Source organism: Corynebacterium sp. HMSC064E10 (assembly GCF_001812505.1).
Taxonomy (GTDB): Bacteria; Actinomycetota; Actinomycetes; order Mycobacteriales; family Mycobacteriaceae; genus Corynebacterium; species Corynebacterium amycolatum.
Map to the genome: position 1 here is coordinate 807,553 of NZ_KV809173.1, position 13,562 is coordinate 821,114.

A 13,562-nucleotide genomic window follows, 5' to 3' on the forward strand; every position below is an offset into this window, starting at 1 on the left:
CCCCCCCCCCCTTAGCCGCTGTGCTAGCGTTTTCACCGTGAATGAGGAATCTGTTGCTCCGAAGCTGCCATCAGCAGGACGAGCGCAGGGTCTGACAGCTCTGGCCGTGGCCGGCGGCGCCGCTGTTGGCGCAGTAGGTCGCTTTCTGTTCGGAGCGGCGATCGATGCAATCGTTGGCTCGGGAATTAGCGCAATCTCGACGACTGTCATCAACTTACTGGGCTGCCTTCTCTTCGGCCTGGTCAGCAGTATCGCGTTTGCTAATCCTCGGCTTTCCGCTTTCTGCGGTACTGGCTTTTGTGGCGGCTTCACCACTTTCTCCGCCTTTGTCATTCTCCTATTGGCACAGGCGGACACGTCAGTCGTGCTGATTGTGAGCGTTGGGCTTATTCACCTGCTGTGTTGTCCCCTCGCCTACTGGTTGGGAACCAAGTGTGCGCGGGAGGTTGCGGAATGACCGGCGATCTCCTCAGTTCTTTTCCCTCGGCGCTCTCTGCCATTCTCGCTATCGCAGTTGGCGCCGCAGTAGGTGGAGCGCTGCGCTATACGCTGGCCGAACTTGCGGTGAAGTGGGCTGATTCCAAACTGCCCGGAACGTGGACCGCGAATATGATTGCCTGCTTCGTCGCCGGTGCCGCTGCTGTGGTGTGGTCGCGGGGAACGTCGACAAGCGACGGCATGACCCCTGCCCTGGCCTATGCGACGGTGATGATTGGCTTCGCCGGCGGCCTGTCGACGTGGTCCACACTCGCCGGAGAGATCACACGCCTTAAAAACCAACACTTTTGGAGGGCATGTGGGTACGTTGCTCTCACACTGATTGGCGGAATGATCTTTGTTTTCGCCGGAATGCGTTTACCCCCACTTGTGGCGAATTAGTAGCGCAATAATCATTTTCTGAGAATTTAATGATTGGGTTTAGGCTTTCTACCAGTAAAGTTCCACAGCATGGAAAGCTTCAGCGATTTTGTCTCAGCGGCGGATAGTTTTATTTGGAGTCCGTACCTCCTCATCCCCGCGCTGATCGGCACCGGAATCATCTTGACCATTCGCCTGGGCGCAATTCACCTGGTCAAACTCGGCTCGGCACTGCGCCTCGGACTCATCGACCGTAACGACGACGACGCCGAGGGAGATATCACCAACTACCAGGCGCTGGCGACGGCTCTCGCGGCAACTGTCGGTGTCGGCAACATTGTCGGTGTCGCTACCGCAATCGGCTTAGGTGGACCCGGTGCGCTGTTCTGGATGTGGGTAACCGGCCTGCTAGGTATGGCATCGAAGTACTCCGAGGCATTCCTGGGCGTGAAGTACCGCCAGACCGATGCAGCTGGCGAACAGTCCGGTGGTCCGCAGTACTACCTGCGCAAGGCCATCCCGAATGGTTTTGGTAAGACGCTGGGCATTCTCTTCGCCGTCTTCGCTGCGCTGGCGGCGTTTGGTATCGGCAACCTAACCCAGGGCAATGCCGTGGCCTCGAACCTGGAAAACAGCTTCGACATCGATCCGACGCTCTCCGGCATGATTATGTTCATCCTGGTAGGTGCAGCTCTGATGGGTGGCATTAAGTCGATTGGCCGCATCACCGCCAGCTTTGTGCCGATGATGATTGTGCTCTACATCGGTGCGGCCGTGTGGGTGCTCGTCGCCAATGTCTCGGCGCTGCCCGAAACCTTCAAGCTCATCTTCACCGATGCTTTCACCGGCACCGCGGCCGTTGGTGGGTTCGCAGGATCCACGCTCATTCTCGCCCTGCAGATGGGTGTTGCCCGCGGTCTGTTCTCCAACGAGTCGGGCCTGGGTTCCGGTGCTATCGCCGCTGCCGCCGCATCGACGACTCACCCAGTTCGTCAGGGTTTGGTCTCCATGACTCAGACCTTCATTGACACCATCATCGTCGTGTCCTTCACCGGCCTGGTTATCATCAGCACCGGTGTTTGGCAGGATGGCAACGTCGACACTGGCGCTCTGACCGCTGAGGCATTCTCCCGCGGTCTGCCGGGCCACTGGGGTGGCACCATCGTCACGCTGTCGGTTGTCTTCTTCGCATTCTCCACCATGCTGGGCTGGTCCTACTACGGTGAGCGCGCCTTCGAGTCCCTGGTCGGTCGCCGCGGCACCGGCCTCTACCGTGCGGTCTTCACCTGCGTGGTCTTCGTCGGCGCGGTAACTCAGCTGGAAACCGTCTGGTCCGTCGCCTCGGCCCTCAACGGCCTGATGGCGCTGCCGAACCTCATCGGTCTGATTGTCCTGTCCGGGCTCATCGCGCGTGAGACAAAGGCATACCTCGAATTTGACCCTCAACTTCGCGCAACGGCTGCGGAAATCGACAAGTGGCAGTCTCAGCAAGACTTCGAGGCTTTCAGTAAGAACTAACTGAAACTACCTGCTGCCCGTAAGGGCTACGGCAAAACTACGAGCAGGTCTGCGCGGTCTCCGGCTTTTCGATTGCCGCAAGCGCGTCGTCAAGCACAGAGACCTTTACCAACTTCATATCGCCTCGGTCGGCAGTCACAGCTTCTGCGCAATTGCCTTCCGGCACGAAGAACATCTCGGCGCCCTCATCTCGGGCAGCCGAGATTTTGTGTGTAATGCCACCGATTTCGCCCACGTTGCCGGCAGCGTCAATAGTGCCAGTGCCAGCGAGGTGCTGCCCCTCGGTCAGATCGCCTGGACTCAGCTTGTCAATCACTCCAAGCGTCATCATGAGACCCGCCGACGGACCTCCAATGCCGCTGAGCTGGTACTCAACTTTGGTGTCGTCCGCGGATTGCGCCCCCATCCCCACGCCGAGCAGCGCGGCATTCTTTTGATGCGGGTTTTCCGCCAGTGTCACAGAAATATCGACGGCTTTCTCGGGGGCAGAGTCCTCGCCCTTAGCAGCCTTCTGCTTATCGACGGTCGCAGGCTTGACCCTCAACGTGACAGTATCGCCCGGGTTGCGTCCGGCAATAATCGCCTTGACTTGCTCGGGCTTGCTTACTGCCACCCCATCCACTGCGAGAATCACATCGTCTTCATGCAGTCGCCCATCGACGGGACTATCCGGCACTGTGTAGGCGACGGTGACTTCCATCGGCAACCCGAGATGTGCCAGTGCAGCGGAGGTGGCGTTGGCCTCCGACTCGGTGAATGCAGCCTTGTTCTCCTCTTCCACCTCGTCCTGGCTCTGGCCCGGAGGGAAGACCGCCTCAATGGGGACGATATCGTTGTCACGATCAAACCACAGGCCAATGACCTGCGGCAATGTCAGGTTATGCCTGACTGCGACGGTTGTCATATCCAGCGTGCCCTTAGAGCGTTCGGAGTCCGCAGCACTGCCGCTGACCGAGATAATGCTCTTTCCCTCGACATCGCTGAGGACGTCGAAGACCGGGCCAGGCCCCTGCGCGGCATAGGGAACTGTCAGCGTTGGCAGCGAAAGCACAGTTGCCAACGCGGCGATGGGCACAGCGCCCGCAACAAGAGTTTGGGTACGACGATTCACAAATAACACCCTACATTCTCGCTATCTGCCTACTGGACACCTGATGAATGTTGTTCGTGTCTGTTCGCTGGGCGCGAAGTTGCCAATAAAGTGGTGCTTTTAAGTACTCACGCGGGTCATTGCCCGGTACGGTGGGAGCATGAGTTCTAACGGATTTGGCTTTGGTCCGAACGACAATGATGACGATCGTGACGACGCTGGCAACAATGACTCCGGCCAGGGCGGTCAGGGCGGCCAGGGCGGTCCTTTCGGTTTCTTCGGGTTCCCCTTCGGTGGCATGGGCGGCGCCGGTGGCTTCGGTTTCGGCGGCCCCGGGCAGCCCGGCAGCGGCGCCTCTGGCAAAGGAGAACAGCCGAACTTGGGCGATATTCTCAACCAGTTCGGCGAGATGTTCTCCGGCATGGGGCAGCGATTCCAGGAGTCTAACTCTGGCCCTGTCAACTACGACGCGGCCGAGCGCGTTGCGCGGACCCGTCTTGGTAACCCAGCTCCGGTGAAGGACTCGGCCCGCGAGGCGCTGGCTGATTCCTTGCGCCTGGCCGAACTGTGGCTAGATGACGTCACCTCCCTTCCCGCTGGTGTCAACCGCGTAGAAGCGTGGAATAGCCTGCAGTGGTTGGAGAACACCAAGTCGACATGGACTCGCCTTGTCGATCCCGTCGCCAGCCGCATGAGTGATGCCTCCCTCGAGGGCGTTCCAGAAGAAGCTCGCGAGATGATGGGCCCGATGCTGGGCATCATGCGTCAGATGAACTCGATGAGTTTCGGTACTCAGCTAGGGAATGCGCTGGCTGAATTGGCACAGACGAGCCTGACTGGTTCTGACCTCGGGCTGCCGCTACACACCACTGGTGCGGCGGTACTGCTGCCAACACATCTAGTTACTCTCGCAGAGGAACTCGAGGTTCCAGCGCGCGATCTGTTTATCTACGCCACTGCCCGCGAAGCTGCACACCAACGTCTTTACGACCGCGTGCCATGGCTGGCTGAACGCATGATTTCCTCTGTCGAGGAGTACGCCGCTGGCATCGTCATCGACTACTCCGCGATCGAAGAGGCCGCCCGCGGTCTGGATATTGAGAACATGCAGGATCCGCAGCGTATGCAGGAGGCTATGAGTCAGCTGCAAAATATGGATCTGAGTCCGAAGATTCGTTCTCGTAACGAGAATGCTCGTACTCGTTTCCAGACGCTGCTAGCACTGGTCGAAGGGTGGGTGGACATGGTTGTCACCGATGCCCTCGGTGAGCGTCTACCGGGTGCCGCACAATTGGATGAAGCCTGGCGTCGTCGCCGCGCCACCGAAGGTGCTGAGCAGGCGCTGGAGAAGGCCACCGGCATTGACCTCGGCTCCCCCAAGGTGCGTGAGGCAACCAACTTGTGGCACCGCCTGACCACCGCTGTGGGCATCGAGCAACGTGACAAGGTCTGGGATCACCCGGACTTCCTGCCCGTAGCAGAAGATTTGGATGAACCCGCGGCCTTTATTGACTCGGTTCTTGGCGGTTCGGACAACGATGACTTCGACCCGATCGCAGAGCTTGAAGAGCAGCTGCGCAAAGAAGCCGAAAAACGCGCGGCTGAGGGCAAGGACAGTGACACCGACGAGGACAATTCTGGCGACACCGATGACGATAAGTAGCTAGTTAGCTCTGGGTTCCCCAGCGCTGATACGCCTCTAAATAGCCCCGTGCCCGTTCGTGGTACGGGGCTTTTGCCGCCCAATACCAGAACTCTTCGGTATGACCCCCGTCGACGAAAGTGTGCACCAGTTCGTGCACAATGACATCGTCGAGGACGTACCCCGGGACGTCGGCAAGCCTGTGCGAAATGCGAATACGTCCCGGACTATCGACGCCGCCGGTGACCGATGCCCACCTGCGCGACATGTTCTTGACCCATTTGATTGACTCAAACCGCGGGCGATCTTCCAGCACCGTACGCGAGAGCAGCCGTGCGCGGCGCTCCAGCTCGGAATTATCCAGGTTGCTGCCAACTTTCTTCCGCACTCGCGCCACAATTTCATTGACCTGCTGTTTTTCCGCAGCGGCGCTGAGGTCGTCCGGAACCATGACAATGATTCGGTTTCCCTCCGCGCGGGCGGACACAGTACGGCGGCGGCGCTTCGAGCGCCGAACCTCAACATCCGGGCCGTACTCAGGTCGCTTGGTGCTCATGCTTTTTAAGCGTATATGCTCTGCCCTGCGATTGCGTAAAAGCTGGCCCCGGGGTAAAAGATATTTTTATGGGGGAATACAGGGATACGTCTCGGGGGCGGGATGGTACGGCTGGCGTAATAGGTTCGGACGCACCCGCAGCACAAACGCTTGCCGCGCCTACCACGGACTACGCGCTGCGCCCGGAGATACCGATTATCATGCGCCCAGGCGCGCGGATTCAGTTCGGCGTGGAACCGGAGCGCAGCATGATTCTGCCGCTTTCCGACGGCACCCCGCCGGGGCCTGTCTTCTCGGCACTTCTTGCAGCTCATAGAGGTAGCACCTTAAGCGAGGCCTTTGCTGACAGTCACGACAAACTGTCACCGCAGTTCATTACAGCACTTATCTCCGACCTTCACCGAGCAGCACTGGTCCAAAAACCACCGACACGACGGAGGATTACGCTGATCGGTCGGGACAGTTTGCGCACTGGACTTTTAAAAGAGCTTCGTCGCACGGGTTGCGGTAGTTGGACGAAGGCAATGTCGCCCACTCGCAATGCGACGCTGAAAATATCTCAATCCACGCCGGAAGACATCGGGCTCGCGGTGGTCACGGGCATGGAAGTACCGAGCATGCCCTTGGTTCGCGCTCTGTTTCATCGTGGAATTGAGCATCTGCACACGCATTTCCGCGATGGAGCACTGATTCTTGGGCCGCTTGTTCAGCCAGGTCAAGGGCCCTGCTCGATGTGTTTCGAAGCTTATCGACGAGACCGCGACCCCGTCCGGGCACTGATTGCGCTGCAGCTTCGCACTTTTACGCCCGTGACCGCACCGGAATGGCTGAACACAGCGGTGCCGCTGTTGGTTGGGCAGCTGCGGCGACCGGACCTCTCAGATCTATGTGCGACAGAGGTGCGCATAGATCTGGAAAGCCTCGATATCACCCGCACTACGGTTGCTCCCCACCCGCAGTGCCCAGTGTGTGGTCATGGCAACTCGCAGATGCAGTTCATGTAATTCGAAGTTCCTTGAGCAGAATCTGACTAGGAATTCACAAAAGAATTGACGATTCCCAAGATGCCTTCGCCGAAATGATTGAGCTTCGCTTCTCCAATTCCGGGAATCTGCAGAAGTTCCTCCGGCGTAGTCGGTTGCTGCTCACCGATGGCCAGAAGGGTCGCATCGGAGAAGATCACGAATGCGGGGACAGTCATTTCTCTCGACATTTCCAGGCGCCATGCACGCAATGCTTCCAGTAGCGCAGGATCCGCACTGACCGGGCACTCTTCACAGCGCCCTGAGATCCGCTCCGCATCGGTGTGCAATGGCTTAGTGCAGCCCTTGCACTGTTTGGACTGCTGACGCTTACCACGGGAACTAGAGCTCCTTGAGCTTCGCTGTGCCTCCGCCGAGTAGTCAGAGACATCAATGTCGAGTTCATCGAGGAATCGTGTGCGGCGACGTGACCTGCGGCCGCCTTCTGTCCGCGACAATGACCAAGATAGCTCCAGATGTTCACGGGCTCGAGTAATGCCGACATAGAACAGACGGCGCTCTTCTTCGATGGCTTCCGCTCCCTGTGCAGGAGATCGGTCGAATTTATTCAGCGAATGTTGGATAGGCAGCGAACCGTCGGTAAGCCCAACGAGGAACACCGCATCCCACTCCAGCCCCTTGGCTGCATGCAGGCTAGCCAACGTCACGCCATCCAGCGTCGGCGGATGCTTGGCCTGCTGCCGAGTGTGCAATTGGCCGAGGAGCGCCTGGATATTGACCTCGGTGTTGGCATGAACGATGTCCTTACACAGGTCGAATAGGGCGCGCAGTGACTGCCAACGTTCCCTGGCACCAGTGCCTTCCGGCTCTTGGTCAGTCATGCCAAGACCCGCGAAAACCTGCTTGACCAAATCCAACAGATTCGTGCCCTGCAATGTCGGAACAGTCCGTGAGGAACGGGAAACTCGCACAAGTGCTGCGATGGCATCGCGGATCTCGGGACGCTGGTAGAAACCGTCCCCGCCACGAACCTGGTAGGCGACTCCTACCTCGGACAAAGCCTGCTCAAAAACTGCGGACTGTGCGTTAATCCGGTACAAAACGGCAATCTCCGATGCCGGCGTACCTGCGTCGATAAGTCGCTTGATGCTGCGCGCGGTCGCGCGAGCTTCCATTGGCTCATCGTCGTACTGATTGAAAGTCGGCTCCGGGCCGTCTTCACGCTGCCCAATCAGCTTCAGCCGCGAGCCGGCGATACGTCCCTGCGCACGGCCGATGACATTGTTGGCCAGCCCGACGACCTGTGGGGTCGATCGGTAGTCCCGCTGCAGGCGGACCACTGTGGCTTCCGGGTAGTCCCGAGAGAAGTTCATCAGGTATTGCGGAGTCGCGCCTGTGAAAGAGTAAATCGTCTGGTTGGCGTCCCCGACAACTGTCAGGTTGTCACGGTCTCCCAGCCAGGCGTTGAGAACTCGCTGCTGTAACGGGGTGACATCCTGGTACTCATCGACGACGAAGCACCGATACTGGTTGCGGAATTCCTCCGCCACTGCACGGGAATTCTCCATCGCACCGGCGGTGTGAATGAGTAGGTCGTCGAAGTCGAGCAATAGCCCGTCCGGGGTGGTTTTTATGTCCTCGTAAGCGCGATAGCAATCGACAATTTTCTCCGCGGACAACGGCGCCGTGCGCCCATGCTCCCGCAGCGCGGCTTGGTACTGATCCGCACCGGCCAGAGTGGCCTTCGCCCACTCAATCTCGCCCATGACATCTCGGATTGTTTCCTTAGAGGTGTCCAGGCCCACTCGACGTACTGCTTGGGCGACAACACGGAATTTCTTGTCATCCAACAGCTGCCAGGGCATATCACCGGCGACTTGGGGCCAGAAGTAGCGCAGCTGGCGAAGTGATGCCGAGTGGAAAGTGCGCGCCTGGACTCCAGGCGTTCCCATCTTTGCCAGGCGGTCGCGCATCTCCCCTGCGGCACGCGAGGTAAATGTCACCGCTAATACCTTTTGCGGCTGCACAAACCCCTGGTCAATGAGGTACTTGATGCGATGAGTAATTGTTCGGGTCTTACCTGTACCGGCTCCGGCAAGAATGCACACCGGCCCCATCGGAGCCGTGGCTGCCTCACGCTGATCTGGATCCAGCCCAGCTAGATATTCCGGCTCGTTCACATCCGCCTCTGAGTAAGTCAAAAGTTGTTAGACCCCATTTTTAAACTTGCCGAGTGCTATTCGTCATTGCTGTAGACACGGCGGACGTACAGCAGCCGGTCGCCTGGCTCCACCGATTCACACTCCGGTGAATCAATTCGGTACAGCTCACCCGAGCGCACCACACCGAGTGCAATATCCGCGAGGTGCCGTGGGCTGGCACCGATTTCCTCTTCGGTGACGAGCCTCTCTGCAACAGAGAATCCTTCATCCGGGCTCAGGAGGTCTTCCATCATCTCCACCACCGAAGGAGTCACCGTGGCCAGCCCCAGCATTCGGCCGGCGGTTTCAGAAGAAATGACCACTTGGTCTGCACCTGACTGCGTCAACAAGTGGCGGTTTTCTGATTCACGCACTGAAGCCACAATTGAGGCACCCGGTGCCAACTCGCGGACAGACAACGTGACCAGCACCGCTGTGTCATCTTTGTTCGGTGCAACGACTATAGAGCGGGCACGCTGAATACCAGCTAACTTCAGCACATCAGATTTAGTAGCCGACCCATGCACCGTCGCCAAGCCTTGATTCGAAGCGTGGTCGAGTGCTTCCTTGTCCGTATCAATAACAACGATTTCTGCCGGATCTACGCCGTCCGCGAGAAGAGCTGCAATGGCAGAACGACCCTTGGTGCCGTATCCGATAACGACGGTGTGGTTGCGCAACTGTCTCCTCCAGCGCTGAATTTGCAGGGTTTTCCGAGACTCTTGGGTCAAAACGGTCAGAGTAGTACCGACCAAGAGAGCAAGGAAGGCCACACGCAGTGGCGTAATGATCAAAATATTGAGTAATCGAGCCCTCTGTGTGACCGGCGTGATGTCACCGTAGCCCGTCGTCGACAGGCTGACAGCCGAGTAATACACCGCATCGATGAAGGTGAGAGGCTCCGTGTATCCGTCGTGATCGTAGTAGACCACGACGGATGCAATCAGCAGCAAAAACACGGCGTAGTTCAAACGACGTATGATTAGCCGCCAAGGATTCTTCGGCGCGGACTCAGGCAGACCAATGACTCCCAGCAGTGCATGCCCGGGAAGATCATTGAGCCCGGTTTCGTATCCCGAAGATTTCCGAATTGGATTACGCAACCGCTCCTCGCCTGCCTTTCATGAAAACTCCTCCCGGTGAAAAATAGCGCATACAAACTGCTGCTTTCACCTGGATAACTGGCCACGGCCACGCGGCAGTTACATACGTAGATGATTATCCAATCAGCTCGCGCATTTTCCTGTCCAACTCTATCCTGCTTGGCAGTAGCGCTTCATCTGGTATTAGCGTTCGTCCTGCCGAAACATAGAAGAACCCGGCTTCAATGTCTTCGGGGGCCGTTTCCACTCCCATCTCACGCAGCCTATCCGACCACGCCAAGCGGTAAATCGCCAGCTGTAGCGCCGCTACTTCCCTTTCCTTTCCGCGCGGCATCTGGCCTGTCTTCCAGTCAATGACGCTCCACTTCCCGTTGTCCTTAAACACCGCGTCGATTCGGCCGACGACCCGCCGTTGCCCAATGGCAATTTCAAACGGCACTTCCACATGCACTGGCGTGCGGTCAGCCCACTCGGATGCCTCGAAATTCGCCTTCAACTTCTCAAGTTCGCGTTCGGACGCGACTTGTTCTGTGCCGAGGAAGTCATCCAGTTGATTCCCGAAGAGATCCTCATCGTCCAGCAGGCTGTGTGCACCGAAGCGATTCTCCAACCAAGCGTGGAATGCCGTACCTCGGCGCGCGAATCGGTTTGGCTTAAACGGCACCGGGCGTGCTTTCCGACGAGCAAACGCGACCGGATCCGCAATCATGGCTTGGTATTCGCTAGTGGACATGCTTGTCGGCATTGGTAGATGAATCTCCGCGGCCTTAGCTCGACGGATTTCATCCACGAGAATGGTCGTTTCCGTTTCCCATACCTCAGACAGGTCACCTGCAATGGGGCGCTCATCCTGGTCTTCGCCCATGTAGCGCATGACGCTTTCGGCTGCTCGCTGCACACTATCTCGGCGGTTGCCCAGGGTATCGACGGGCCAGACCACCCCATCAACCGCAGTGTCGCAGTCCAGATCGACTTCGGTGTCCTCTACCTCAGGGTCCTCCCCATCTGTCCACGACACCACATAGTCGCTGAATTGCGTGGCGATGGCTGCGAAGTCCGCCGACACGTCGGTGGGTTTCTTCAAGCTCGGATTAGGCCGCCTGCTTGCAGTGACAATGAGCTTTTTCGCGGAGCGAGTCATGGCAACGTAGAAGAGGCGCTGTTTTTCTTCCCTCTCCACTTCTCGCAGCTCTTCCTTGTAGGCTTTGATTACCTTGTTGAGGTCGGTTTGGTTATCTGCGCCTGATATGTCCAGTTCGGGGGCATTGCTATCGACAGAATCAGCGACGGGAGCCCAATCGCCTGCTGCAAGCTGTGTTGCATCCCCTGTTGTTTCTGCACTAGCCGTTAGCGGATCCACTTGGGTAATTGCACCAGGAGGAAGCTGAACTGAATTGGTGAGCCACGATGACAAATCAACTCTGTCGAACTTGCTGGTGGTGATGCCCGGGACAGCAACCGTTTCCCACTCCAACCCCTTTGACTTGTGCATAGTCATGATTTGGACGCAGTTTTCCGGCATGTTCATAGGTGCCCGTTCCAAACCATCATCGTGTTCGACAGCGAACTCCAAATAGTTCAAAAACCCTGTCACATCGTCCGAGATATTTTGCGAATACGTCGCAGCGATATCGACAAACCTATCCAGATGCGCAGTCGTCGGCCTGGTTATCGCGGTAGCGGAACCGTACTGTCCAGCCGCTGCTTCTACGCGAATTCCAAACTCAGTAGCGATGTCCTCGACCAGTTCCGGTAGAGGCTTATTCAGCGAGAACCGACGTAGTTTTCGTAGGCTTGCACCCAACTGTGCGATGCGCGCCATTGCTTCATCTGTGTAGTTCAGTGACTCGCTGCAGACCAACCGCCCATTTTTTCCCACACTGCCGCGCGCTAGCGGGGTGCCGTCGTAAAAACGAATATCCGGGTCGGCGATGGCGTGCCCCAGCCCCACCGCGGACGATGCTGCTTCGGCATCTTCCACGAGCTTGTCATACTGGCGAGCGAGCTGGGAAAGCGGTGAGGAGTCTGAAGTCTCTTCGAGGTTGCCCTTCTTTCGGGCCAACTCGTCCTTGCCTGCCATTGCCAGCTGGTCTACACGAGTGCGAAGTGCCTCCACGTCTGCGGCACCCAAATTGACCTGTGGGCTGAGCAGCAGACGCAGAGCATCCTGGTCTGAACTGGGGTCGACCAATATCTTCATCACCGAGGTGATATCCATGACCTCGGGCAAATGCAGCAATCCAGCGAGTCCCACGATGATTGCAGGCACACCCCGCTCAGACAGTGCATCTAAATAGACAGCCGATTCAGCATTTGTCCGAACCAGGATGGCGGCATCGAGCTTGTTGCCAGCTGCTTCACATTCGCGTAATTGCGCCTCCATGCAATCTGCGATGTATGCAACTTCTTCCTCACCGGTTGCGGTGAAAGCAAGCTGCACTTCGCCCTGACCTGCTTTTGGACCGGCATCCAGTGCCTCTACTGTACGAGCCTGCCCCGCGAAAGCACGGTCGGAGACTGCGTTAGCAAGCTGCAGCACTGACTGCGGATTTCGCCAAGAAATGGTCAGTTGCTTTTTCTCCGCTGGCTTCCCATCCGACCGCGGAAAATCATTGACAAACTGCACAAGGTTTTCGGCAGTTGCTCCTCGCCAGCCATAAATTGCCTGCATCGGATCGCCGACAGCGGTGACACAACCACCGGAGAACAGCGCACGCAGGAACAGCCGCTGTGTGTGCGACGTGTCCTGGTACTCGTCGAGCATGATGATCTTAAAGCGACGCCGCTCCTCCTCTCCGACTTCCGCGAAGTCGGTGGCTAGTCGGGCCGCACGAGCCATCTGCATACCGAAAGTGGCGACATTTTCTTCATTGCACCGAGCTCGAACCTGTTCTACCAGCGGCAAAATCTCTAATCTCTCTCGCTGCTTATCGACGATGCCCTGTAGATCGCCAATTAGCCCCTCGCGTTTACCCTTCTGCGGGGTCTGCTCAATATTGCTGATGAATGCTTCGGTTTCCTCGCGAATCGCCTGCGGTGAAGAAAGGTTTGAGTCGATGTTCGCCCCCAGCTCAATAATGCGACTGGCCAGAGTCGATGGCGCAATATCGACATCAATTTCCTTCACATTACGAGCGGTTTCCCAGGCCAACTGCCACTGCGTCGCGCCATCCATAATGGTGACCCCCGGCTCCGTCGGCAGCAAAAGACCATAATTGCTAACGACTTCAGAGGCATAGGCATCGTAAGTAAGCGTGGTTGGGGCAATGACCTCGAGGCTTGCTAGTACCTTTGGTGAAGCCTGTGCACGAAATGCGGCAGAGGAAGCAAGCGCATTGAGCTGTTGTCGGATACGGACGCCGAGCTCGCGCGCTGCCTTCCTGGTGAAGGTCAAACCTAGAACTTCTTCTGGGCGGATAAAGCCATTGGCGACCAACCACACGACACGGGAAGCCATTGTCGCTGTTTTACCAGCACCGGCACCGGCGACAACAAGCATTGGTTCCATCGGTGCACCGATTACCGCCGCTTGTTGCGGGGTGGGCGGAAAGTCCTGGCCCATCATCTCCGACAGGATGACGGGATCAATGATGGTTCGTTCCTCCGACATG

General features: G+C 57.8%; 10 protein-coding genes. 5 read left to right on the forward strand and 5 right to left on the reverse strand.

What is annotated here, in order from left to right; translation table 11 throughout:
- The first annotated feature begins 37 nt into the window (after positions 1 to 37).
- The 3 genes from HMPREF2860_RS05375 (at position 38) to HMPREF2860_RS05385 (ending at position 2,376) form a co-directional block, all read left to right on the forward strand.
- Positions 38 to 457, forward strand: a complete 420-nt coding sequence (locus HMPREF2860_RS05375) for a fluoride efflux transporter FluC (protein WP_224792265.1) — start codon at positions 38 to 40, stop codon at positions 455 to 457.
- On the forward strand, positions 454 to 879 hold the full coding sequence (locus HMPREF2860_RS05380; protein ID WP_038627971.1) for a fluoride efflux transporter FluC: 426 nt from the start codon (positions 454 to 456) through the stop codon (positions 877 to 879). The genes HMPREF2860_RS05375 and HMPREF2860_RS05380 overlap by 4 nt, the downstream gene beginning before the upstream one ends.
- A gap of 69 nt (positions 880 to 948) precedes the next feature.
- Positions 949 to 2,376, forward strand: coding sequence for an alanine/glycine:cation symporter family protein (locus HMPREF2860_RS05385; RefSeq protein ID WP_038627968.1), 1,428 nt, complete (start codon positions 949 to 951; stop codon positions 2,374 to 2,376).
- Between the two features lie 37 nt (positions 2,377 to 2,413).
- On the opposite strand, the gene HMPREF2860_RS05390 is transcribed toward HMPREF2860_RS05385, so the two are convergent.
- The gene (locus HMPREF2860_RS05390; RefSeq protein WP_038627965.1) at positions 2,414 to 3,487 is read right to left on the reverse strand and encodes a YlbL family protein; all 1,074 of its coding nucleotides are present in this window, start codon (positions 3,485 to 3,487) and stop codon (positions 2,414 to 2,416) included.
- 139 nt (positions 3,488 to 3,626) lie between these two features.
- On the opposite strand from HMPREF2860_RS05390, the gene HMPREF2860_RS05395 reads away from it, so the two are divergent.
- Positions 3,627 to 5,129, forward strand: a complete 1,503-nt coding sequence (locus tag HMPREF2860_RS05395; RefSeq protein ID WP_038627963.1) for a zinc-dependent metalloprotease — start codon at positions 3,627 to 3,629, stop codon at positions 5,127 to 5,129.
- Between the two features lie 4 nt (positions 5,130 to 5,133).
- Here the strand turns inward: HMPREF2860_RS05395 and HMPREF2860_RS05400 are convergent, their stop codons facing one another.
- Positions 5,134 to 5,664 (reverse strand): YgjP-like metallopeptidase domain-containing protein, encoded by a 531-nt coding sequence (locus tag HMPREF2860_RS05400; RefSeq protein WP_016422236.1) that lies wholly within the window; start codon positions 5,662 to 5,664, stop codon positions 5,134 to 5,136.
- A gap of 68 nt (positions 5,665 to 5,732) precedes the next feature.
- On the opposite strand from HMPREF2860_RS05400, the gene HMPREF2860_RS05405 reads away from it, so the two are divergent.
- Complete coding sequence (locus HMPREF2860_RS05405; RefSeq protein ID WP_224792266.1) at positions 5,733 to 6,668, forward strand: TOMM precursor leader peptide-binding protein; 936 nt, start codon at positions 5,733 to 5,735, stop codon at positions 6,666 to 6,668.
- A gap of 26 nt (positions 6,669 to 6,694) precedes the next feature.
- On the opposite strand, the gene HMPREF2860_RS05410 is transcribed toward HMPREF2860_RS05405, so the two are convergent.
- The 3 genes from HMPREF2860_RS05410 to HMPREF2860_RS05420 form a co-directional block, all read right to left on the reverse strand.
- Complete coding sequence (locus HMPREF2860_RS05410) at positions 6,695 to 8,764, reverse strand: ATP-dependent DNA helicase UvrD2 (protein ID WP_052155631.1); 2,070 nt, start codon at positions 8,762 to 8,764, stop codon at positions 6,695 to 6,697.
- A 119-nt stretch (positions 8,765 to 8,883) separates the two neighbouring features.
- Positions 8,884 to 9,951 carry a potassium channel family protein gene (locus HMPREF2860_RS05415; RefSeq protein WP_049182182.1) on the reverse strand — a complete coding sequence of 356 codons (1,068 nt, stop codon included), beginning with the start codon at positions 9,949 to 9,951 and terminating at the stop codon, positions 8,884 to 8,886.
- A gap of 115 nt (positions 9,952 to 10,066) precedes the next feature.
- Entirely contained in the window at positions 10,067 to 13,561 is a 3,495-nt protein-coding gene (locus HMPREF2860_RS05420) for an ATP-dependent helicase (protein WP_038627960.1), read from the reverse strand.
- Position 13,562 lies beyond the last annotated feature (1 nt).